Raw genomic sequence first — 22,508 nt, forward strand, 5'->3', positions numbered from 1 at the left:
AGGGCGATGTCGGCGGTCATGTTGACCTCTTGCGGCATCCAGTGGTTGGCGCAGCCGTCGAGGTACTTCTGCCAGGCCCAGTCGTACTTGAAGGGCACGAGCTGGTTGAGGTCGGCGCGGCAGTTGATCATGCGCTTTTCGTCGACGGCGACACGGGCGGAGGCGCCTTCGAGTTCGGCGAGGCCTTCGGCGACGTCGAGTTTGTCCAGGGCGGCCTTGGCGCGGATGATGGCGGCGGAGTCGTTGGCAGTCACGTGGCGCGCTTCCAGGGCAGCGGCGGCGCCGGCACCGTCGAGACGATCCATGTTGGCTTCGCTGGCATGGCCGGCATTGGCGCCCTTGATCACCGCTGCACCGGTGTCTTCGTTGTCGACTTCATCCCAACTCAGCATTGAAATACTCCTTCCTGGTCTGTTTTGACGGGTGTGTGAACCCGTCCAAAAATAGGTAATTTGCAGGCTTCAAGGCATTGAAATACTGCGCAGAGTGTGGTCGGTAGATACCGATACTGCACACTATGTAGTGGTCTGTTTTGTATGTGGGCACACTATATGGTGTGTAACAAGACTGGTCAACGCGCAAGAGTGGATCGAACGTCGCAGGTGCCGTGCAACCGGCGCTGCCTTTCAGGCCCCGCGCACGGCCTTGAGCAACAACCCTTCAAACACCTGCTGTACCCGTGGATCATCACTGTGGGCCACGTTGAAACGCATCGAGTCGCGATGGGCCGGGTCGTTGCCGAACAGTGCGCCCGGCGCCAGTAACATGCTGTGTTTCAGCGCCTCCTGGGCGAGCACCTCGCCGTTCACCCCGCACGGCAGGCGTGCCCAGATAAACATCCCGCCTTCGAAAGCCATCGGCAGTTCGCAGCCGCAGTGCCGCAGCCATTGCTCGACGCGCCCACCGGCTTCCATCAAGCGCTGGACCATGCGCTTGCGGTGCCTGGCGTAGCTGCCTTCGCTGAGCAGGCGATAGACGATCTGCTCAAGCAGTTCCGAGGTCACGCCGCCGCTCATCAGCTTCATGTTGGTCAGGTTGGCCGCCAGTTGGGGCGCCGCCACCACAAAACTGACGCGGGCGTTGGCGCTGAGGATCTTGGAGAAGCCCGACAGGTAGGTGACCTGGTCCAGGCCGGCAACCGCTGCCAGGCGTGGTGGAGGGTTGGGGTGCAGGTCGCCATAAAGGTCATCCTCGACGATATGGCAGTGGTAGCGCTGGGTCAGTTGTAACAGGCGGAACGCTTGGCTTGGGCTGAAGGAATGGCCTGTGGGGTTATGCAGCACGCTGGTGGTCAGGTACAGGCTGGGGCGATGTTCGGCCAGCAGGTGTTCGAGGGCGGTAAAGTCGAAGCCGTCGGGGCGACGCTCCAGGGTCACGACCTTGACGCCGTGCAAAGCCAGGTTGGCGTGGAAGTTGAAGTAGCACGGCGCGTCGAGCAGCACCGTGTCGCCGGGACGTGCGAGCAGGCGCATGAGCATGTCCAGACCCTGCACGGTGTTGGGGGTGGTGATGATCTGTTCCACCGGCACTGACAACCCTTCGCCATGCAGCTTCTGTTGCAACGCCTGGCGCAGCGGCAGCAACCCGGCGGGCGTGCCCAGCCCGGCGATGCGCAGCGACGGTGCGCGGACCACAGAGCGCATGGCCTGGCGCATGGCATCGTTGTCCAGCCACGCTTCCGGCAAATGCCCGCCGCCAGGGCGCAACTCGCCAGCGGCGGTGGTCAACGGCCGGCGCAATACGCTGAGCAAATCCTGCGGCAACAGGTCGACCCAGGCCGCTGACGCCGGGCGCGTGCTGTCCATCGCCACAAAGTAACCGCGGCCCTGGCTTGAGGTCAGCAGGTGGCGCCCGCGCAGGCGGTCCAGCGCCTCGTTGAGCGTGAACTTGCTGACGCCCAGGGTCTGGGTTAATTCACGCACCGAAGGCAACTTGCTGCCGGGTGCCCATTCGCCGTTTTCGATGGCCTGGCTGAACGCCTCGACGATCTGCTGCACCTTCGGCGCGCCTTCCACGAAGGCGATGGCGGATACAAACATAAACCTTCCCTGTGTTTACCGGCTGTTTTACCGGTGAAGTGAGGCCGGATTAGGCATCACTTTACCTGCCATGCGCAACGCCGCTTCCCTAGACTGCGTGCGATGCTGCCCGCAAGGGACCGTCGTCTGCCGTTGTATCTACCCTCAAAAGGACTTGGCCCATGACAAGTGCATTAACGCTGTCTTCGTTTCTCTACTTCCTGCTGTTCTGCGCCACCGTCACCTTCAGCCCCGGCCCCATGACCCTGTTGCTGTTGAGTCTGGGTTTGAAGGATGGCCTGCGCCATTCGATCCCGGCGCAGATCGGCGCCAGTGTGTCCTACCTGATTTCGATCCTGATTTTTGCCGTAGGCTTCTCGGCCTTGATCAAGGGCAACGTTGCCATCACCCAGAGCATTCAGCTTGTCGGCGTGGCCTACATCCTTTACCTGGCCTGCAAACAGTGGACCAGCAGCGGCGTATCGATCGGCAAGGCGGCAGCCGTGGAAGGCTCGCGCAGCCTGTTCGGCAAGGGATTGTTGACCGGGTTTTCCAACCCCAAGGCCATCATTATGTTCAGCGCCGTGTTCCCGCAGTTCACGGGGGCAGGGGAGCACAGCTCGGCGGCCGACATCGCGATCCTCGGCACGACATTCCTGTTGCTGCAATTTGCCAGTGGTTGCTTGTATTGCTACTTCGGCCAACGCATCAAGCATGTGCTGGAAAACCCCACGCGTCGGGTGCTGCTTCAGCGAATCACGGCGGTGTTGCTATTGGGGGTGGCGCTGATGTTGGCGCGCGGTTTTTCCCACTAGACGCTTTGGAACGGGTATTTGCGCGAGTGATGAGCTTATGAGTGGTAGTGGCGTATTGCTGGCGCCCTGATAGACTCCAGGCATTCATTCAGGATTACGCCGACCATGCCAGCCGCCGGAGGAAAGGGACTTCCGCTCGCTCGCCGCTTGTACACATCTCGCACCTTGGGGCTGACGCTCGGATTTGTATGCGTGGTGTTTGGCATGTACCCGCTGAACCCGCCGTTGTGGGTGTGGGTCTGGATGGTGATCAACGCGTTTGTCTGGCCCTCCCTGGGCTACCAACTGTCGCTGCGTAGCGCCAATGCCCTGCGCAGCGAACGGCGCAACCTGTTGTTCGATTCGTTCTGCGGCGGCTTCTGGGCCGGCGCCATGCACTTCAACCCGCTGCCCGCCGTCACCAGCTTGTCAATGATGACCATGAACAACGTGGCCATCGGCGGTCTGCGTTTCATGCTCGCGGGCTGGGTTGCCCAGGCGTTGGGCATCGGCACGGCGCTGCTGATCTTCGCCCCCTCGTTCATCGCGGTGACCACCGAGGCGCAACTCTATGCCTGCCTGCCGATCCTGATGGTATATCCCTTGGCGCTGGGTTGGATCTGCTACCGCCAGGCCGTGACCCTGACTCGGCAAAAACACGAATTTCTAGCCCTGAGCCGCACCGACAGCTTGTCCGGCCTGCTCAACCATGGGGCCTGGAAAGACCATCTGGACATCGAATTTCAACGCTGCCGCCGCGAGCAGCAGGGCGCGGCGATTGCGCTGATCGACATCGACCATTTCAAGCTGATCAATGACACCTACGGTCACGTCACCGGCGACATCGTTCTGCGTCAACTGAGCAAAGTCCTGCGCCAGAACCTGCGCATCACCGACCTGGCCGGGCGCTACGGCGGGGATGAGTTCTGCGTAATCCTGCCCGGCATGCCACTCAACCGTGCCACTGAAGTGATGGACGCCTTGCGTGACCGCTTCAACGCCCTGGCCTACGCCCAGGACCCCACGTTGCGCGCCAGTTTGAGCATCGGCCTGGCGCTTTACCAGCCGGGGCATGTCGATGCGATCAGTTGGCTTAACGATGCCGACCTGGCGTTGTACGAGGCCAAGAGCAACGGACGCAACCGTGTCAACGCGGCGCAGGGCGTTTGGTTGCGGTCTGTTTAGTGGGGTAGGGTGGAGCGGTCCCTCACACAAAACAAGGATCGGTTTATGCTCTTCACCTTCCCCCGTACCCTTCTGGCCGTCACCCTGGCGTTGTCGTTCCCACTGGCGGCTTACAGTGCCGAACCCCACAAGCAGATCCAGGCGGACGCTCAGCAGTACAAGGCTGAGGCCCTGACACTGCTGGAGCGCCTGGTGAACATTGACTCGGGCTCCGGCTACGGGCCGGGCCTGACCCAGGTCAGCGAGATCGCGGTCGACGAACTGACACAGCTGGGCTTCAGTATCGAACGGGTACCGGATGCCGCCGCCAACAGCAGCCATGTGATTGCCACCCTGAAAGGCAGCGGCAAGGCCAAGATTTTGCTGATGGCCCACATGGACACCGTGTTTAAAGAAGGCTCAGCCGCCGAGCGCCCGTTCCACATCAAGGACGGCCGCGCCTATGGGCCCGGCGTGATGGACGACAAAGGCGGCATCGTCGCCGGTATCTACGCGCTCAAAGTCCTCAAAAACCAGGGCTTCAAGGACTTCGGGCAAATCACCTTTCTGCTCGATGCCAGCGAAGAAACCGGCTCCGACATCGCCTCCGATCTGATTCGCAACACCGCCAAAGCCCACGACGTGACGCTGAACCTCGAACCCGGCCGCCCCGCAGACGGCCTGGTGGTATGGCGCAAAGGCAGCGCCACCGCTGTGGTCGAAGTCAAAGGCAAAGCCGCCCACGCCGGGGTCGCCCCGGAACTGGGGCGCAACGCGGCCATGGAAGCCGCGCACCAGATCCTGCAACTGGGCAAGCTGGGCGATGAAGAGAAAAAAACCACCATCAACTTCACCGTGATCAAGGCCGGCGACCGCACCAACGTCATCCCCGACCAAGCCACCGCCAAAGCCGACGTGCGCGCCGCATTGCCGGAAGAGTTCGATCGGATCGAGAAAGACCTGGTACGCGTTTCAGCGAACAAACTGATCCCGGAAACCGAAGTCACCACCAGCCTCAAACGCGGCCTGCCGCCGATGCCACAGACGCCGGAATCGGACAAATTGGTAGCGATCGCCCAGGGGATTTATGGGGAACTGGGCAAAACGTTGACGATTGAAGGCAGCGGCGGCGCGGCGGATGCGAGCCTGTCGGCCGGGGTGGGCACGCCTACATTGGATGGGTTTGGGATTGTGGGGGGCAATATTCACACGCCCGAGGAGTATGCCGAGGTGGAGAGTGTGGTGCCGCGGGTTTACCTGCTTAGCCGGATGATTATGGAGCTTTCGAAGCGGTGATTGAGGGCTCACCCAGCCGTCTTGGATGAGCCGGTTTTTAGGGAAGTGGGCTTCTGAGGTGAATAGGCTTGGGAGGGTAATGAGCTTCTGGGTTAATGAGTTGCTGGGAGAGATAGGCTGGGCCGCCGTCGGGGTCGATGCGCTGCACCACCACCGGCGTATCGCCAATGGGGACAAAGCGCGCGCTCTGAAACATATGCACCAGGGTCAAGGTGCCGGTGGCCTGGCACGTTGCCACGGTGGTACTGGGGAAGAGTGAGCGATTGATGGGGGCGACGATTGCCACCTCGTCACCGACCTTGAACACCTGCTCGACATCCAGTGCCGAAAAGCTGAAAAAACGCTCGGCCCAGGCATCGTAGTGGTTGAGGCAACGGCGGAAGTCGCTGAGGACGGACTCGACGTCGCGCGTCTTCGAGTCCATCGCCGCCAGCACCAGAAAGCCAATGGCTTGGCTGGTTCCGTTGATCATGATGCGGCCCCGTTGCCTGGGGCCTTCAAAAAAATAACCATCTGCAATCCTTCGCACTGTTTGATCAGGCGAAGGACTTTGCAGAGGTTCTCAGGGGAGGGGAGTAGAGGTTATCCGGCGCTTGCGTGGGACGTTTCGACAACCTCTGTCTTCTCTCGCCCCAGCACCAGGCTGCACAGCGCCGGCAGGAACAACAGCGTCAACACGGTGCCAACCAATACGCCGCCGATCAGCACGAACGCCAGGGACGACCAGAACACCGACAACGTCAGCGGAATGAACGCCAGCGCCGCTGCCAACGCGGTCAATATCACCGGGCGGGCCCGCCGTACCGTGGCTTCGACGATGGCCTCGCGAATCGGCATGCCGTGGTCCTGGTTCTGGCGGATCTGGTCGGTAAAGATCAGCGTGTTGCGCATCAGGATCCCGCCGATGCCGATCAGCCCCAGGATCGCGTTGAACCCAAAGGGCTGGTTGAACAGCAGCAGGGTCGGCACCGCGCCGATCAAGCCCAGAGGGGCGGTGGCGAAGACCATGAACATCACGCCGAAGGAGCGCACCTGGAACATGATCACGGTGAGGGTCAGCAGGATCATGATCGGGAACAGCGCCGCCAGGGCAGCGTTGGCCTTGGCGCTTTCTTCCACCGGGCCGCCGATGTCGATCCGGTAGCCGGCCGGCAGTGTGGCGATCAGCGCTTGCAGGTCCTTGTACACCGCCATTTCCACGTCGGGCGGTTGTACGCCGTCGATGATGTCGGCGCGCACTTCCACGGTACTCGCACGGTCACGACGCTTGAGGATGGGTTCTTCCATTACCGCCTGGAAGTGCCCGACCTGAGCCAGTGGCACCGAGGTGCCCGCGCTGTTGGTCAGGGTCATGTTGTTGAGGTTGTCGAGGTTCTCCCGCTGATTGCCCTGGGCACGGGCGACCACGGACACGGTGCGGTTGCCCTCGCGCACTTCGGTGATCGGGTTGCCGCTGAGCAGGGCATTGAGCTGGGACTTGACCTCGTCAGGGGTGAAGCCCAGCAGGCGCAGGCGGTCTTGATCCAGGACCAGGCGATACCCGCTGGCGCGCTCGCCCCAATCGAGGAAGACGTCCTTGGTCAGGGCGTTCGCGGCGACCACGCCGCGCACCTCTTCGGACAAGCCGCGCAGCACATCCAGGTTCGGGCCCGACACGCGAAACACGACCGGGAACGGCACCGGCGGCCCGAACAGCAACTGTGTGACACGCACCCGCGCCGCCGGGAATTCGCCGGCCGCGATACGTTCACGCATGCGCAGCTTCAAGGCATCACGTGCGTGGGAATCGGGCGTTTGCACGATCAATTTGGCGAACGCCGGGTCGGGCAGTTCCGGGTTCAACGACAGGAAAAAGCGCGGTGCGCCGCCGCCCACATAGGTGTCGACCATGCGTGTCTGTGGCTCCTGCAGCAAGGCTTTTTCCAGCTGCGCCGCCACCGCCTCGGTGCTTTTGAATGCGCTGCCGGGCGGCATGTACACCTCAAGGATCAGCTCGGAACGGTCGGAGTTGGGGAAGAACTGCTTGTTCACCACGGCCATGCCCAGGCCGCTCAGCACGAATGCCGCCACCACCAGCCCCGTCACCAGCCAGCGCTGACGCACGCAGGCTTGCACCAGGCTGCGAAGTGTCTGGTAGTAGCGCCCGGCATAGATTGCGTCGTGGCCACCGGGGACCGGTTTGATCTGCGGCAGCAACTTCACGCCCAGATACGGTGTGAACACCACGGCTACCAGCCAGGATGCGATCAGCGCAAACCCGACGATCCAAAAGATATTGCCGGCGTATTCCCCAGCGGCTGAACGTGCAAAGCCCACCGGCAGAAAACCGATGATCGTCACCAGCGTACCGGTCAGCATTGGCGCGGCGGTGGAGCTCCAGGCAAACGTGGCGGCGTGAATCCGGTCGAAACCTTCCTCCAGTTTCACCACCATCATTTCGATGGCGATGATTGCATCGTCCACCAGCAAACCCAGGGAAATAATCAGCGCGCCGAGGGTGATGCGGTCGAACTCGCGGCCCGTCATCAGCATGATCACAAACACGATGGACAGGGTCAGCGGCACCGCAGCCGCCACCACCAAGCCCACGCGGAAGCCCAGGGCCAGCAGGCTGATGACCATCACCACGGCCAGGGCGACGAAGAATTTGAGCATGAACTCATTCACCGCCAGTGTGATGTTCTTGGCCTGGTCGGAGACCTTGGCGAAGTTCACGCCCAGGGGCAGATCCGCCTGGATCCTGGCTTCCTGGGCCTTGAGGCTTTGGTCCAGTTCCAGGCCGTTCCAGTGTTTTTCCATGATCACGCCGAGCATCAGCGCCGGGTCACCTTGATGGCGGATGCGGTAGCTGGGCGGGTCTTCGTAGCCACGGCTGACGGTGGCCACGTCGGCGATGCGCAGCACCCGGCCGTTGACCTGCAGCGGCACATTTTCAATCAGTGCCAGACTGTCGAATGCGCCATCGATACGGATATAGGCGCGCGCGCCTGCGGTTTCCACAAAGCCCGAAGGCGCCACCGCGTTTTGCGCGGCAAGGGCGGCGAAGATCTGATCGGGCTTGATGCCAAGGGTGGCCAGGCGCTCATAGGAAAACTCGACAAAGATGCGCTGAGCCTGCTCGCCGAGGATATTGACCTTCTTCACTCCCGGCAGGTTGAGCAGGCCCTGGCGCAGGTCCTCGGCCATTTGCACTTGTTGGCGGTGAGGCAGGTGCTCGGCTTCCAGCGCATACAGTGCGAAATACACATCGGAATATTCATCGTTGAAGAACGGTCCGATCACGCCCTTGGGCAGTCTGGCGGCTTCATCGCTGAGCTTTTTGCGGGTCTGGTAGAACAGCTCCTGAATCTCGCTGGCGCGTGTGGATTCGAGGAAAGTCATGCGCATCGACACCAGTCCCGGCTGGGCGATGGTCTCGACGCGGTCGTAGCCGTCCAGCTCCTGCAGGCGTTTTTCCAGGCGGTCGGCCACTTGCTCTTGCATTTCCTGGGCCGTGGCGCCGGGCCACGCGGCGCTGATGGTCATGACCTTGACGGTAAACAGTGGGTCTTCGGCGCGCCCCAGTTTGCCGAACGCGAAAACCCCGGCGGCGAGGATCGCAATGATCAGGAACAGCGTGACGGCGCGATGCTTGACCGCCAGCTCAGAGAGGTTGATGCCGCGCATGCTCATTGATCCTTTTTGCGGTTGAGGGCCAATGCCTGGGCGGGCTGCAGGCGCACCGCATCACCGCTGTGCAGCAGGTGGGCGCCGAGGGCGACGACGGTTTGCCCTGGGCGCACGCCGCTGTCGAGCAGGGCATCCTCCTGGCCGAGACTGGCGACCTTCACCGGGGCAAAGCTGACGTTATTGTCGGCGCCGATCAGCCAGACCCCAGGACCTTGCCCGGCGTCATGCAAGGCGCCGATGGGCACGCGGGTTTGCTGGGCCTGGCCGTCGCCTTGCAGGCGTACGGTGATGGTCGAGCCCAGGGCAAAGCGGTCTACGGCGCCATGCAACACATAGCGGGCACGGTAGGTGCGGGTGACAGGGTCGGCGCTGGCGGAGAGTTCGCGCAGGGAGGCCGTCACCGCCTGGTCAGGTGCGCCAAAGGGGAAGGCCAGGGCTTTTTGCGAGGCTTGATCGCGTCTGTTTTCCGGCAGGTTGACGATGGCTTCGCGGGCGCCATCATGGGCCAGGCGCGCGACGATTTGTCCTTCGGCGACCACTTGGCCGCGATCGACCCGCACGTCAGTAATGATGCCGTCGCCATCGGCCTTGAGGACTGAGTAGGTACGGCGGTTTTCGATCTGGCCGGCATCGGATTGCGCCGAGGCCAGCTCGGCTTCGGCGACCCGCAGGGCTGTTGCCGATTGATCGAAGATCTGCCGTGACACCGCGCCGGTGCTGGCCAGGCGTTGGTAGCGGTTTGCATCATCGCGGCGTTGACGCAGTTGCGCCTGGGCGGCGTTGACGCGGTTCCTGGCCGAGCGCAGGGCCAGTTCGAAGTCACCGATATCCAGCACCAGCAGGGTGTCGCCACGGGACACGTGCTGGCCGGGGTCCACCTTGCGGTCGATCACCTTGCCGCTGACCCGAAAGCCCAAGTCGCTTTCCGTGCGGGCCGCGACCACGCCGGTGTAGGCGCTTTGCCGGGTGCCGACGGCGTCGACCTGGGCGGCGAGCACCAGGCGCGGTGGGGTCATTGGGGCGGCGCTGTCTGCCTGGCTGTTACAGCCACTGAGGAGGCTTAACAAGGCCAGGGGCGTGAGAAAGCGCAGGGGGAGAGGGTGCATGTCGGGCTCCAGGGGTGACCATCGGGCAAAAAATTACGGACATAATTTTTCACTAATATTATGGTCGAAATATAAATTAATCCAGCCCCCTGGATAATCACCATGGCAAATGCCCCTGCACCGACACGCAGCCTGTTGTTTTTACTGGTGGCCCCCACCGCACTGGGTGAAGTCGCGACCCCGTTGATCACTCCGGGCCTCGGCGCCATCGAGCAGGCGTTGGTGGCCCCAACGGGTTCGGCCTTGAAGGCTGCAGGTGGGCTTTGCCGTGCTGACCTTCACTGCGTATCACCTGTTACGTGAGCGCCCGCGCAAAGCATTGTCCTATGTATAGAACGAATAACGTTATTTTTGCCGTCTAGTATCCATGGATGGAGGGAATTAGGCTGTCTGCACTTTGGAGGACCATCATGAAAAAACTCATCGGCATCTACACCAGCCCTCGCGCCCATTGGGTCGGCGACGGTTTCCCGGTGCGCACGTTGTTTTCCTACGACAGCCTGGGTAAACACATCAGCCCGTTCTTGCTGCTCGACCACGCCGGCCCGGCGCAATTCAGCCCGACTGAACAGCGTCGCGGCGTTGGCCAGCACCCCCATCGCGGCTTTGAAACCGTGACCATCGTTTACGACGGCGAGGTCGAACACCGCGATTCCACCGGCGCCGGCGGTACGATCGGCCCTGGCGATGTGCAATGGATGACCGCCGCAAAAGGCATTCTTCACGAAGAATTCCACTCCGCCGACTTTGCCCGTAAAGGCGGCGCGCTGGAGATGGTGCAACTGTGGGTCAACCTGCCAGCCAAAGACAAAATGGCCGACGCCGGCTACCAGACGATCATCGACGGCGACATACCGCTGCTGCCGCTGGCTGATGACGCCGGGCAACTGCGTCTGATCGCGGGTCAATTCGCAGGCGTCACGGGGCCTGCACGCACTTTCACGCCGATCGACGTGTGGGACCTGCGCCTTAACGCCGGTAAAACCGTGACCCTGGACCTGCACGCCGGTCGCAACACCGCCCTGGTGATGCTGCGCGGAACGGTGCGGATTAACGCTGAGGAAGTGGCCCGCCAAGGGCAATTGGCATTGTTCGAGCGCGAGGGCACCCAGGTGTCCCTGGCATCCGATGACGACGCGATGGTGCTGCTGCTCAGCGGCGAGCCGATCGAGGAGCCCATTGTCGGGCATGGACCGTTCGTGATGAACACCGAGCAAGAGATTCATCAGGCGTTTGCGGATTTCCAGTCGGGTCGGTTTGGGCGAATGAACGCCTGATCGCCCGTCGCACATCAGTCGTGCGGGGCTTTTGTGGTGGGCCCTCTCACTACAAAAGCCTGTCCCCACATTTTGTTTTCCAGCGTTCTCAATTCATGCGATCTTCACGCCATTCGCCCTGGAGTCGCCTGGATGCCCTCATTTATTTCCGATCACCCGATGCTCTGCGCGTTGGCGCTGGTCATTATCGATATTGCCGTATGGCGCTTGATTTCCGCGGACTTCGCCAACTGGAAGCTGGCGGCGCGGCTGGTGATCTTCGCGGTGTTCAGCGCCGTGCTCTTCAACGACGGCATGAACCCCATGCTCGTGCCACCCTACGCCGACAACACCGCCTTGCACATGGCCGCCACGGCCTTGCAGATCGGCTGGTGGCTGTTCGCGGCGCGCACGCTTACGGTGTTGCTTGGGGCGCTGATGATGCAGCGCGTCGGGCATACCGGACGCCTGTTGCAGGACTTGCTGGGGGCGGTGATTTTCCTGATTGCGATCATCGCCGCGCTGGCCTACGTGCTCGACCTGCCGGTCAAAGGCGTGCTGGCAACATCCGGCGCGGTGGCGATCATTGTTGGCCTGGCGTTGCAAAGCACTTTGAGCGACGTGTTTTCCGGGATTGTGCTCAACACCACCAAGCCCTATCAACTGGATGATTGGATTTCCATCGACGGCACCGAAGGGCGGGTCACCGACATCGACTGGCGTGCCACGCGCCTGCAAACCTCCCAGGGCAGCATGGCGGTGATCCCCAATTCCCTGGCGGCCAAGGCGAAGATCATTAACTTTTCGCGCCCGGCAGACATGTTCGGCCTGGCCGTCAGCCTGCAGGTCAGCCCCCACGCGCGCCCGCAAACGGTGATCGAAGCGTTGGAACGCGCCATGCAGGGTTGCCGACCGTTGCTGGTCAACCCCGCACCCAGTGTGGCGTTCAAGACCTCCACCAGTGGCGGCGTGGAATATGAAATCAGTGGCTTTGTGCCCGCGATGCCCCTCAAGCGCGAGGTGCGTAACCAGCTGTACGACCTGGCCTTCAGGCATCTGCAAGCGGCGGGCGTGAGCCTGTTATCGGCGGTCGAAAGCACTACGCCGGTCGCGCCGTCACGGGCGCGGGCGCTGCTGGACAGTTCCACGATCTTCTCCACTCTGCGCCAGGAAGAAAAGGAAACCTTCAGCCAGAACATGACCCTGCACACCTACCGCGCCGGTGAGATGATCCTGCCGGCCGGCGAGGTCAGCGACCATTTGTTTATCGTCGAGTCCGGCGTGGTCTCGGTGATGCTGGTCAAAGACGGGCATAAATTCGAAGCCGGGCGCATGGGCCCGGGCGAGGTGATTGGCGAGGCGGGGATTCTCACGGATCAGGCCACCCTGGCGGATTTCACCGCCAAAACGTTCTGTACGCTGTATCGCATCGAGAAGGAGTACCTCACGCCGTGCCTGGACGCGCGGCACGACATCGGCGATGCGATGAAGACTTTGTTGGATTTTCGCCTGCATGCGGCCCAGGCCCTGACCCAGGAAGCGCCGGTGGTGCCGGTCAAGAAAGGCTTTTTGCAGTGGTTGCGCAAGCGCGGTCTGTGAGCCGGTCGCTGAGCCGCAAGCCATTTTCCGCACTGCGGGAGCTTGCCCGGATCACATCACGGCAGGTCCGGTTGCGTCAGGCCTAAAACGCCTTCAAAAGGCGCGCCCACAGTTTGGCGATCAATGGACGATGCAGGGTGAGCTCTATGGCCTGATGAGTGTCTGTCAGGTCGACGGCCACTGCGGCACTGAACTCGACAGTGTGTGTTCGTGTGATGCGTCCGTTCATGGGCAAAGCGGCATAGGCGATGATTTGAAAAAGGTCCAGGCGTCGCCCCAAAGGGTCCATGGGGTTATGGGTGGATTGCTTGCGTACGTTAGCGATTGAGGTATGGCTGAAACTGCTCAGCGGCAGGCTTATCACCGTGTCATTCAGCGAAATCGGCTGGCGACCGACAAAAACAAAGACATCCATGTAACCGAGGCCGGGTGAGCGCTGGGAAACGATCAGGCGCGTGAGATAGATCTGATCGACATCGGCTTCAGTGAAGATCTGGCACAGGCTGTTGTCCAGGAAGGCGGGGGGCGCCTGGTCCCGCCAGTAGAGATCGAGAAAATAGGAGATACAGAAATAACCACCCGTTGACTGGGCCGCAAATGACGATGCACTGCCGCTCATGTAGTCAATGGTGGACCGAGCAACCACCGCCAATGAGCGGGCAATGGCTTGAAACACATGGCCGGTTTGATCATGTTCCAGGCTGGGCAATGGCGCTTTCAACTGCCCGGACACGGTGTTGATGATCTGGGCCAGCGCAGGTTTGCCGCTACCAATCATGACAACGCGACGAAAGTGCTTGTCGATATAGTGTTGTGCCTCGTCGCTGCTGCAAAAACTTACTCGCCCGCGGTGGCTCAAGTAGACAACGATAAAACTCGCGTTCAGGCCTGACTGGGCGACGAACCTCTTAATCTGCTGGTTGATTTTTCTGCTGTAGGTTTCCCGCTGGAGCGCCAGTTCAATCATGTCAAGAATCTTGTTGGCATCCACGATGGACCCCGCATAAAGCAAGTGAACATCTGCCCGCGACTCCCACAGTTTCAGACCCAGCCCCACCGGAATATCGCCATTCACGCCTACGCGTGTTTCCGCGCCGCTGATTGGGGTGATCGGCGGGATAAGCGTGCCGATTGTATTGCTGACCAAATGATCGGTAAACGCAATGGGGAAGCTGGTGGCAAACATCAGGGATGCGACGGTCATATCAGGTTGACTCCTGTCAGTCGGAACACAGCGTTCACGGCTGGTCATGTTGTCAGAAGCCTCAGGCAACAGGCCAGCGTCAACTGAGTCTCATCGCTTGACAGGCGGCGCGGGGTCCAGCCCGCAACGCGGTCAGGGTGCTGTTGAACCGCGGCGGCGTGCGTGCTTTAAACCCAATGTTGAAAAGACCATGGTGCAGCGGCGCGATATTAAATAGAATGAATCTCATTTGAGACTCACTCGCGCCGTGCAGGTTGCTTGCCATGAATGATGCTGTTGCCCCGACGCATGCCCCCGAACTGACGCTGTCGAGCCTGTACCGTGACCACCGCAGTTGGCTGGAAGGCTGGCTGCGCCGGCGTCTGGGCAACGCCTGGGATGCGGCCGACCTGAGCCAGGACACGTTTATGCGCGTGCTGGCCAGTGCCCAACCGCTGACACAGGTGCAGGAGCCGAGGGCTTACCTGGTGACGGTGGGCAAACGCCTGCTGGTCAATTTTCATCAGCGGCGCAGCCTCGAGCAGGCCTACCTGGATGCCCTGGCCAACCTGCCCGAAGCCTGTGTGCCATCCCCCGAACAACGTTGGCTGGTGCTGGAGTCCCTGCAAGCCTTGGATGAATTGCTCGACGGCTTGCCGGTGCTGGTGCGTCGCGCGTTTCTGTGGAGCCAGCTGGAAGGCTTGGGCTATCGCGAGATTGCCGAGCGTCTGCAGGTGTCCGAGCGCACGGTCAAACGCTATATGGCTCAGGCCTACGAGCACTGCCTGCTGGTGGAGCTGTGAGCCGCGATGTGGCCCGCGCCGCCGCCCAGTGGCTGGCGCTGCTGGAGTCCGGTGCGGCGACCGAGCGTGACCACGCCGCGTTGCAGCACTGGCGCGACAGCCATCCTCAACACGAACACACCTGGCAGAAAGCCCAAGCCCTGCGTCAGCGTTTCAGTGGCTTGCCTCACGCCCTCGCCATGGCCAGCCTCGACCGTCCACAACCCTCGCGCCGTGCCGTGCTCAAGCGTGCCCTGGGCGTGGCGGCGTTGCTGCCGACCGCATGGTTGATCAGCCGTCAATTGCCCATCGACACCTGGCGCGCCGACCTGCATACCGCCACCGGCGAGCGCACGCGCCTGCCCTTGTCCGACGGCGCCAGCCTGCAGCTCAATACGGCGACGGCGGTGGACGTTGACCTGGCGCAACGGCGCATCAGCTTGGTCGATGGCGAACTGGCCTTGAACGTACCAGGTGCGGCGGCGATGACGGTGCACACCCGTTATGGCCAGTTACTGGTCGGCGCGGCTGATGTCTGTGTGCGGCAAAAGGCGTCCGGTTGTCTGGTGTCGGTGCTGAGCGGCGCGGTGCAGGTGCGAGAGTTGAATGGCAACAGCACGAGCCTTCCGAGTGGCCAGCAAGCGTCACTCAAGGCCGGCGGCCTTGGTGCGTGGGCGCCATTTGATGTACTGCAACTGGGCTGGCGCGACGGCGTGCTGACCGCGCAGAACCAAGGGCTCGGTGACTTTTTGCGCGAGTTGCAGCGCTATCGCCCCGGCGTGCTGCGCTGGGAACCGAGCCTGGAGCGTTTGCGGGTTAGCGGCAGTTTCCGGCTGGACGACACCGACCGCATCCTCAACCTGCTGGCCTCTACATTAGGCTTGGAGGTGCAGGCGCGGACGCGGTATTGGGTGACGTTGCGCAAGATGGCTTAGATCCAGTGCGCGCCAGCGGATGCGTCGTAATTGGGGGCGGCTTAACGATCAGGGGGACGGCGCGTGAATGTTCTTTATAGTTCTTTATGGAATAAATAAAGATCTACATATTCCTTTTAATGTCGGCTCTGAAAGTGCATGTTGAGGGCCTGCGCATTCGTGCGGATTGACCCAACAGCCAAAAGGAAAGCCGACATGACCATCAAAGCGATCAACGTGCGCAACCAGTTCAAAGGCGTGATCAAAGAAATTCTGCTGGGTGAGGTGGTATCGGAAATCGACGTGCAAACCGCGTCAGGTATCGTGACATCCGTTATCACCACCCGCTCGGTGCGTGACTTGGAACTCAAAGTTGGCAGTGAAGTGATCGCTTTCGTGAAGTCGACCGAAGTGTCCATCGCCAAACTCTAAGCCCACGCCCCCGCCAACCCGGCGGGGGCGACTCGTTGTCTGCCTCAGCGGTTGCGCAAACTGCGCTCCATGCGCTGCAAGCCTTCTTCCAGCAACGCCCGTGGGCAGCCGAAGTTCAGGCGCACGAACTGCTGGCTGTCATCGCCGAATTCGATCCCCGCACTCAAGCCGACCTTGGCCTGCTCCAGGAAGAACCGTTGCGGGTCGTCCAAACCCAGGGCGCTGCAATCGAGCCAGGCGAGGAAGGTGCCTTGGGGCGCGTGCATCACCACGCCGGGCAAGCGGGTCTGTACGGCATTGAGCAGGTAGTCGCGGTTGGCTTGCAGATAGTGCTTGAGCGCGTCGAGCCATTCGCCGCATTGGCTGTAGGCGGCGCGGGTGGCCTCCAGGCCCAGTGGGCTGACGCTGTCGACCATGCCGCACCGGGCGTTGTTGAAACGCTCGCGAATGTCGGCATTCTGGATCACCGCAAAGCAGGTTTTCAGGCCCGCCACGTTGTAGGCCTTGCTGGCCGACATCAGCGTGATGGTGCGCTGTGCGATCTCTGGGCTCAGGCTCGCGGTGGGGATATGGCGGCGGCCATCGAAGCACAGCTCGGCATGGATTTCGTCACTGATGATCAGTGCGCCCTGATCCAGGCAGGCGGTGGCCAGTGTCAACAATTCTTCATGGGGGAATACCTTGCCCATGGGGTTGTGCGGGTTGCTCAGCAGCAGCGCGCCGGCACCGCTGAGCGCCTGGCGCATGGCGGGCATTGGCGTGAGGTATTGGCCGTCGATCAATTCGAACGGCACTTCGATACGCGGCAGGTTCCAGTGCCCCGGCGCCAGGCGAATCGGGCGGTAGTTCGGGGTTTGCAGCACCACCGGTTGGCCGGGTTGCACAAACGCGTGCAGGGCCATATTGAAGCCCGGCTCCACGCCAGGCAGAAACAGCAGCTCTTCGGGCAGCACGCGCCAGGCGTATTTGGCCCACAGGTCGGCCACGATGGCTTCGCGCACGTCAGGCCCGGCCACGCTGTAGCCGAGGATCTGCTGGTTCAGGCGCTCATGCAGGGCATGCAGCACGGCGGGCGGCGCAGCGATGTCCATATCGGCGATCCACATCGGCAAGACATCGGCCGGGTAACGGCTCCACTTGGTGCTGCCGGTGCCGAGACGGGGGTGGATCGTGTCGAAATCAAAGCTCATGGCGGGACTCGTGTCAGGAAGGCTAACGAAGGATGGCGCTGATTCTAGCGCCATTCTTTTGATAGGCGAGGGTACAACAGCTTGAGCGCAGAAAAGAGCAACGGCGTTTTGCGCCGTTCCGTGACCGACAAGTTCTGTAATAAAAACGCCATTGCGCTGGGGATTGAACGCGCAACGGGCTATTTTGGTGCATCTCAATAATCAGAGTAGCCATGGATGAAATACCAACCCTTCAGCCGAACCTTGATTGCCACTGCCCTGGTGTTGACGGTCAGTGGTGTGCATGCCGCTTCCCAGGCCCCGGTGGCCGGTGAAAACGGCATGGTGGTCACGGCCCAGCATTTGGCCACTCATGTGGGCGTGGACGTGCTCAAGGCCGGCGGCAACGCGGTGGATGCGGCGGTGGCGGTGGGCTACGCACTGGCGGTGGTCTACCCGGCGGCGGGTAACCTGGGCGGCGGCGGTTTCATGACCGTGCAACTGGCGGACGGGCGCAAGACCTTCCTCGACTTCCGCGAAAAAGCCCCGCTGGCGGCGACCGCCAACATGTACCTGGACAAGGACGGCAACGTCATTGAAGGCCTGAGCGCCAAGGGCCACCTGGCGGTCGGCGTGCCCGGCACGGTCTCCGGCATGGAGCTGGCCCTGAGCAAATACGGCACCCTCAAGCGCGCCCAGGTGATTGCCCCGGCGATCAAGCTGGCGGAAAACGGCTTTGCCCTGGAGCAGGGTGATATCGACCTGCTGCACACCGCCACCGGCGAGTTCGAGAAAGACAAGGACCTGCGCGGCATCTTCCTGCACAACGGCCAGCCGCTGCAGGTCGGCCAGAAGCTGGTGCAGAAGGACCTGGCCAAGACCCTCAAGGAGATCTCCGCCAAGGGCACCGACGGTTTCTATAAAGGCTGGGTGGCCAAGGCATTGGTCGATTCCAGCCAGGCCGGCAAAGGCATCATCACCCAGGCGGACCTCGACACCTACAAGACCCGTGAACTGGCGCCCATCGAGTGTGACTACCGCGGCTACCACGTGGTTTCCGCGCCGCCGCCGAGCTCGGGCGGTGTGGTGATCTGCCAGATCATGAACATCCTCGAAGGCTACCCGATGGCCGAGCTCGGCTACCACTCGGCGCAGGGTCTGCATTATCAGATCGAAGCGATGCGCCACGCCTATGTGGACCGTAACAGCTACCTTGGCGATCCGGATTTCGTGAAGAACCCGATCGCCCACCTGCTGGACAAGGACTACGCCACCAAACTGCGTGCCGCCATCGAACCGCAGAAAGCCGGGGATTCCCAGGCGATCAAACCGGGCGTGTCGCCCCATGAAGGCAACAACACCACGCACTATTCCATCGTCGACAAGTGGGGCAACGCGGTCTCCGTCACGTACACCCTTAACGACTGGTTCGGCGCGGGCGTGATGGCCAGCAAGACCGGGGTGATCCTCAATGATGAAATGGATGATTTCACGGTCAAGGTCGGCGTGCCGAACATGTACGGGCTGGTTCAGGGCGAAGCCAACGCCATCGCCCCTGGCAAGGCGCCGCTGTCGTCGATGAGCCCGACCATCGTGACCAAAGATGGCAAGGCCGTGATGGTGGTGGGCACGCCTGGTGGCAGTCGCATCATTACCGCAACCCTGCTGACGATCCTGAACGTGATCGACTACAAGATGAACATTCAGGAAGCGGTGGACGCGCCGCGTTTCCACCAACAGTGGATGCCGCAAACCACCAACCTGGAAACCTTCGCCGTCAGCCCGGACACCCAGAAAATCCTCGAAAGCTGGGGCCACACGTTTGCAGGGCCGCAGGATGCCAACCACTTGGCGGCGATTCTGGTAGGGGCGCCTTCGTTAGACGGTAAACCGGTGGGTAACAACCGCTTCTACGGCGCGAATGACCCACGGCGCAACACTGGCCTGTCCCTGGGCTACTAACCTCGCCGACCTGTTATCAGCGGGCTTGCTGTTGTGAGCGGGCCTGCTGTTGGCAGGGAGCCCGCTCACCGCAAGAGCTGTTCTACCGCAGCAAACGCTGCGGCGCGGCGCGCCTCCCAATCTCCGCTGATGACCCGCATGGGCTGGTGGTGCTGTTGCAGCCACGCCAGGCTGTCCTGGAAGAATGCACGCCGGTCCGCCAGTTCCGGTTGGCAACGCTGGCCGTCGGCGGTCCACTCCACCTCTTCGGGCGAGAGCAGCAGGTGCAGGTCGTAATCACGGGCCAGCAGCTCATCGTCGAGCCACGCCGGGTAGTCGCCGAACAGGGTCTGGCTCCACAGCTTGTTGGTGAGCAGGTGAGTGTCGAGGATCAGCAGGTGGGGTTGCGCTGCGCGCGCAGCGTCTTCCCACGCCAGTTGGCCGTGGGCGATGGCGGGGATGTCCGCCAGGCACGTATCGCGCTGATGGTGATCGATAAAGTGCCGAACGTATTCGCCCACCATCAAACCACCGAACTGCGCGTGCAACTCGGCGGCCAGCCAGCTTTTACCGCTGGACTCGGGGCCCGCCAACACCACCACCTTCACGATTGCAGCGCCGGGTCGGCGCGCCAGTCGCGCCAGCCTTGCACGGCGATCACGGTGAACAAAGCATAGAGCGCAGCGGTGAGATAGAGGCCTTTATAGAGGAACAGCCCGACGAAGATCACGTCGACGACGATCCACAACGGCCAGCACTGCACGCGTTTTTGCGCCATCCACATTTGCGCCACCAGGCTGAAGCCGGTGAGGGCGGCGTCGAGCCACGGTTGGGCGGCGTCGGTCCAGTGGGCCATGGCGGCACCGAGCAACAGGCTGCCCGTTGCGCCGATGGCCAGGCTGGTGATGATCGCCGGCCAACCCAGGCTGCTGACCTGGCGGCCTTGCCTGACCTCGCCGGCGCGGGTCCATTGCCACCAGCCATACAATTGCAGGCCGGCATAGACCACCTGCAGCAGCATGTCGGAATAGAGTTTCACGTCATAAAACACCCAGGTGTACAACAGCACCATCACCAGGCCGATGGGCCAGCACCAAGGGTTTTGCTTGACCGTCAGCCAGACAGCGATTACCCCCAGGGCAGCGGCGAACAGTTCAAGCCCGGACATGGCGGATCCTTTGGGGAGTGGGAGAGGGCGCTGATTGTAACCAAAGACGGCCTCGTGCAGGCGCCGACTTTGTCGAGACCGGGCTCGCCGCCATGGGCGAACGTGCCGTGGAGAGCGAACTTGCCCCGCGCCGGACTGCGCAGCAGTTCCACAAAAATGCCTTACCGTGCTACTTCCCGGCACCGCTTCACAGCCCGCTCCCGCAGCATCACACCTTGAACTGGCGCAACAACCCATCCAACTGCTCACTCAACCCGCGCAACTGGGCACTGGCCAGGCTCGACTGTTCCGCGGCGACCGCCGTGCTGTGGGACAACCCCGCCGCTTGGGTGACGTTCTGGTTGATGTCTTCCACCACGTGGGCCTGTTGCAGCGTGGCGCTGGCGATCGAGGCGTTCAGGCCGTTGAGGTTGCGCAGCGCCTGGCCGATGGCGTTCAGGCTTTCACCGGCCAGGCCCGCTTGCTCAATGGTCAGTTGCGACGCGCTATGGCTGTCACTGATCACCTTGACCGCAGCTTCCGAGTGGCTTTGCAGACGCTCAATCATCACCTGGATTTCGGCGGTGGATTTTTGCGTACGCTGGGCCAGCAGACGGACCTCATCGGCCACCACGGCGAACCCGCGACCTTGCTCGCCGGCGCGCGCCGCTTCGATGGCAGCGTTCAGGGCCAGCAGGTTGGTCTGGTCGGCGATGGAGCGGATGACTTCCAGTACACCGCCAATCTGCGTGCTTTCACTGGACAGGGTGCGAATCACTTCCACGGCCTGGCTGATGGTGGTGGAGAGCTGGTCGATCCGTTGCAGGCTGCCGTCGATATTCACCTGGCCTTGCTGGGCCTGGGCTTGGGCTTCGCGCATCTCGCTGGCGGCGTGTTCGGCGTTTTTGGCCACGTCCTGCACGCCGTAGGTCACTTCATTGATGGCGGTGGCCACCAGTTCCATCTGCTGTGACTGCTGCTGGCTGCGGTCATGGGCCTGGCTGGCGTTGGTGCCCAGCTCCGCGGACGACTGGCCCAGGGCGTTGGCGCAGGATTGCAACTGGCTGACCACTTGGCGCAGCTTGGCGGTGAAGCTGTTGAAGTGCTGGGACAGTTGCGTCACTTCGTCACGGCCGTGGGTGTCGAGGCTGCGTGTCAGGTCGCTTTCGCCGCTGGCGATATTGCCCATGGCATTCACCGCTGCCTGCAGCGGACGCACGATGCTGCGGGCGATCAACGACACCAGCAAGCCCATCACCAACGCGATGCCCAGCACGATAAACGACGCTTTCCACACCTGAGCGTTGAATTCGGCCTGCACGTCGTCCACGTAAACGCCGGAGCCGATAATCCAGCCCCAGGGTTCAAACAATTGGATGTATGAGGTCTTGGCGACCGGTGCGTCGGCACCCGGCTTGGGCCAGCGGTAGTTGACGATACCGGCGCCCTTGGCCTTCGCCAGGCTGACGAACTCGTTGAATATGGCAAAGCCGTCAGGGTCACGAATGGCCGACAGATTCTGGCCATCCAGTTTGGGGTTGGCCGGGTGCATGACCATCACGGGGGTGAGGTCGTTGATCCAGAAATAGTCGTCATGGTCGTAGCGCAAACCGCGCACAGCACTCAGGGCTTGTTTCTGTGCCGCTTCGCGGGTCATCACACCGGTGGTTTCGAGTGAGTGATAAAACGTCAGGATGCCGCTGGCGGTCTGGACCACGTGCTGGGTCTGTTGGCGCTTGGCCTGGTAAAGGTCGTCGTGGATCTGCTTGAGCATCAGCAAACCCAGGGCCATCAGCATCAGCACGGCGACGATCAGGATCAGCCACAGGCGTCGGCTGATCGACATGTTGCGCAAACTGTTCATTCGTCCTGTCACTCCGGGCTTTTATAATTGTGGGCGTTGCATCGACTTTTACGCCTTGTCTGATAGGCTTTCGGCCCGTAATCGTAAAACCTTAGTACTGCTTGATTTTCACAGCATTTTTGCAGGCCGGCGTTGACCGTTATCAACGCCGGCCTTCAGTGCGCTCGTCGTCAG

17 protein-coding genes and 3 pseudogenes are annotated in these 22,508 nt (G+C 61.9%); 10 read left to right on the plus strand and 10 right to left on the minus strand.

The genetic code is table 11. From position 1 onward, the window contains the following. Together KZX66_RS09800 and KZX66_RS09805 are read right to left on the minus strand one after the other, a co-directional pair. A pseudogene (locus KZX66_RS09800) lies at positions 1-392 on the minus strand (ribonucleotide-diphosphate reductase subunit beta); the annotation flags it as partial. Positions 393-626: 234 nt separating this feature from the next. Further along, complete coding sequence (locus KZX66_RS09805) at positions 627-2,039, minus strand: PLP-dependent aminotransferase family protein (protein ID WP_248078765.1); 1,413 nt, start codon at positions 2,037-2,039, stop codon at positions 627-629. Between the two features lie 161 nt (positions 2,040-2,200). Here KZX66_RS09805 and KZX66_RS09810 point away from each other — a divergent pair, with 161 nt between their 5' ends. The 3 genes from KZX66_RS09810 to KZX66_RS09820 all read left to right on the plus strand — a co-directional run bounded on the left by KZX66_RS09810 (position 2,201) and on the right by KZX66_RS09820 (position 5,272). Beyond that, entirely contained in the window at positions 2,201-2,833 is a 633-nt protein-coding gene (locus KZX66_RS09810) for a LysE family translocator (protein WP_248078767.1), read from the plus strand. Between the two features lie 105 nt (positions 2,834-2,938). Further along, entirely contained in the window at positions 2,939-3,997 is a 1,059-nt protein-coding gene (locus KZX66_RS09815) for a diguanylate cyclase (RefSeq protein ID WP_248078768.1), read from the plus strand. Between the two features lie 45 nt (positions 3,998-4,042). Beyond that, the gene (locus KZX66_RS09820; protein ID WP_248078770.1) at positions 4,043-5,272 is read left to right on the plus strand and encodes a M20/M25/M40 family metallo-hydrolase; all 1,230 of its coding nucleotides are present in this window, start codon (positions 4,043-4,045) and stop codon (positions 5,270-5,272) included. A gap of 118 nt (positions 5,273-5,390) precedes the next feature. Here the strand turns inward: KZX66_RS09820 and KZX66_RS09825 are convergent. The 3 genes and pseudogenes from KZX66_RS09825 to KZX66_RS09835 all read right to left on the minus strand — a co-directional run. Continuing rightward, positions 5,391-5,744, minus strand: a pseudogene (locus tag KZX66_RS09825) (hypothetical protein); the annotation flags it as partial. Between the two features lie 110 nt (positions 5,745-5,854). After that, positions 5,855-8,938, minus strand: coding sequence for an efflux RND transporter permease subunit (locus KZX66_RS09830; protein ID WP_248078772.1), 3,084 nt, complete (start codon positions 8,936-8,938; stop codon positions 5,855-5,857). Between the two features lie 2 nt (positions 8,939-8,940). Next, positions 8,941-10,047: an efflux RND transporter periplasmic adaptor subunit gene (locus KZX66_RS09835; protein WP_248078775.1), complete on the minus strand. Its 1,107-nt coding sequence runs from the start codon at positions 10,045-10,047 to the stop codon at positions 8,941-8,943. 102 nt (positions 10,048-10,149) lie between these two features. Between KZX66_RS09835 and KZX66_RS09840 the strand changes: the two are divergent. The 3 genes and pseudogenes from KZX66_RS09840 to KZX66_RS09850 all read left to right on the plus strand — a co-directional run. Beyond that, positions 10,150-10,299, plus strand: a pseudogene (locus KZX66_RS09840) (MFS transporter); the annotation flags it as partial. A gap of 158 nt (positions 10,300-10,457) precedes the next feature. Beyond that, positions 10,458-11,324: a pirin family protein gene (locus tag KZX66_RS09845; RefSeq protein WP_248078778.1), complete on the plus strand. Its 867-nt coding sequence runs from the start codon at positions 10,458-10,460 to the stop codon at positions 11,322-11,324. Positions 11,325-11,456: 132 nt separating this feature from the next. Further along, positions 11,457-12,902, plus strand: a complete 1,446-nt coding sequence (locus KZX66_RS09850; protein WP_248078780.1) for a mechanosensitive ion channel family protein — start codon at positions 11,457-11,459, stop codon at positions 12,900-12,902. Positions 12,903-12,984: 82 nt separating this feature from the next. On the opposite strand, the gene KZX66_RS09855 is transcribed toward KZX66_RS09850, so the two are convergent. Then, the gene (locus KZX66_RS09855; RefSeq protein ID WP_248078783.1) at positions 12,985-14,106 is read right to left on the minus strand and encodes a hypothetical protein; all 1,122 of its coding nucleotides are present in this window, start codon (positions 14,104-14,106) and stop codon (positions 12,985-12,987) included. 263 nt (positions 14,107-14,369) lie between these two features. Here KZX66_RS09855 and KZX66_RS09860 point away from each other — a divergent pair, with 263 nt between their 5' ends. The 3 genes from KZX66_RS09860 (at position 14,370) to KZX66_RS09870 (ending at position 16,213) form a co-directional block, all read left to right on the plus strand. Next, positions 14,370-14,888 carry a sigma-70 family RNA polymerase sigma factor gene (locus KZX66_RS09860; RefSeq protein WP_248078786.1) on the plus strand — a complete coding sequence of 173 codons (519 nt, stop codon included), beginning with the start codon at positions 14,370-14,372 and terminating at the stop codon, positions 14,886-14,888. Beyond that, positions 14,885-15,802 (plus strand): FecR domain-containing protein, encoded by a 918-nt coding sequence (locus KZX66_RS09865; RefSeq protein WP_248078789.1) that lies wholly within the window; start codon positions 14,885-14,887, stop codon positions 15,800-15,802. Before KZX66_RS09860 ends, KZX66_RS09865 begins: the two co-directional genes overlap by 4 nt. 195 nt (positions 15,803-15,997) lie before the next feature. Then, complete coding sequence (locus tag KZX66_RS09870) at positions 15,998-16,213, plus strand: TOBE domain-containing protein (protein WP_003173733.1); 216 nt, start codon at positions 15,998-16,000, stop codon at positions 16,211-16,213. Between the two features lie 44 nt (positions 16,214-16,257). Here the strand turns inward: KZX66_RS09870 and KZX66_RS09875 are convergent, their stop codons facing one another. Next, a complete protein-coding gene (locus KZX66_RS09875) occupies positions 16,258-17,403 on the minus strand; it encodes a PatB family C-S lyase (RefSeq protein ID WP_248078791.1) in 1,146 nt (381 codons plus the stop codon). Positions 17,404-17,619: 216 nt separating this feature from the next. On the opposite strand from KZX66_RS09875, the gene ggt reads away from it, so the two are divergent. After that, on the plus strand, positions 17,620-19,344 hold the full coding sequence (gene ggt, locus KZX66_RS09880; protein ID WP_248078794.1) for a gamma-glutamyltransferase: 1,725 nt from the start codon (positions 17,620-17,622) through the stop codon (positions 19,342-19,344). Between the two features lie 65 nt (positions 19,345-19,409). Here ggt and KZX66_RS09885 read toward each other — a convergent pair whose 3' ends face one another. From KZX66_RS09885 to KZX66_RS09895, 3 genes are all read right to left on the minus strand, one after another. Next, positions 19,410-19,931, minus strand: coding sequence for an AAA family ATPase (locus KZX66_RS09885; protein ID WP_248078797.1), 522 nt, complete (start codon positions 19,929-19,931; stop codon positions 19,410-19,412). Further along, positions 19,928-20,491: a nicotinamide riboside transporter PnuC gene (gene pnuC, locus KZX66_RS09890; RefSeq protein WP_248078800.1), complete on the minus strand. Its 564-nt coding sequence runs from the start codon at positions 20,489-20,491 to the stop codon at positions 19,928-19,930. The genes KZX66_RS09885 and pnuC overlap by 4 nt, the downstream gene beginning before the upstream one ends. 208 nt (positions 20,492-20,699) lie before the next feature. Then, a complete protein-coding gene (locus tag KZX66_RS09895) occupies positions 20,700-22,334 on the minus strand; it encodes a methyl-accepting chemotaxis protein (protein WP_248078804.1) in 1,635 nt (544 codons plus the stop codon). Between the last annotated feature and the right edge of the window lie 174 nt (positions 22,335-22,508).

The organism is Pseudomonas sp. EYE_354 (assembly GCF_023148575.1).
Taxonomy (GTDB): Bacteria; Pseudomonadota; Gammaproteobacteria; order Pseudomonadales; family Pseudomonadaceae; genus Aquipseudomonas.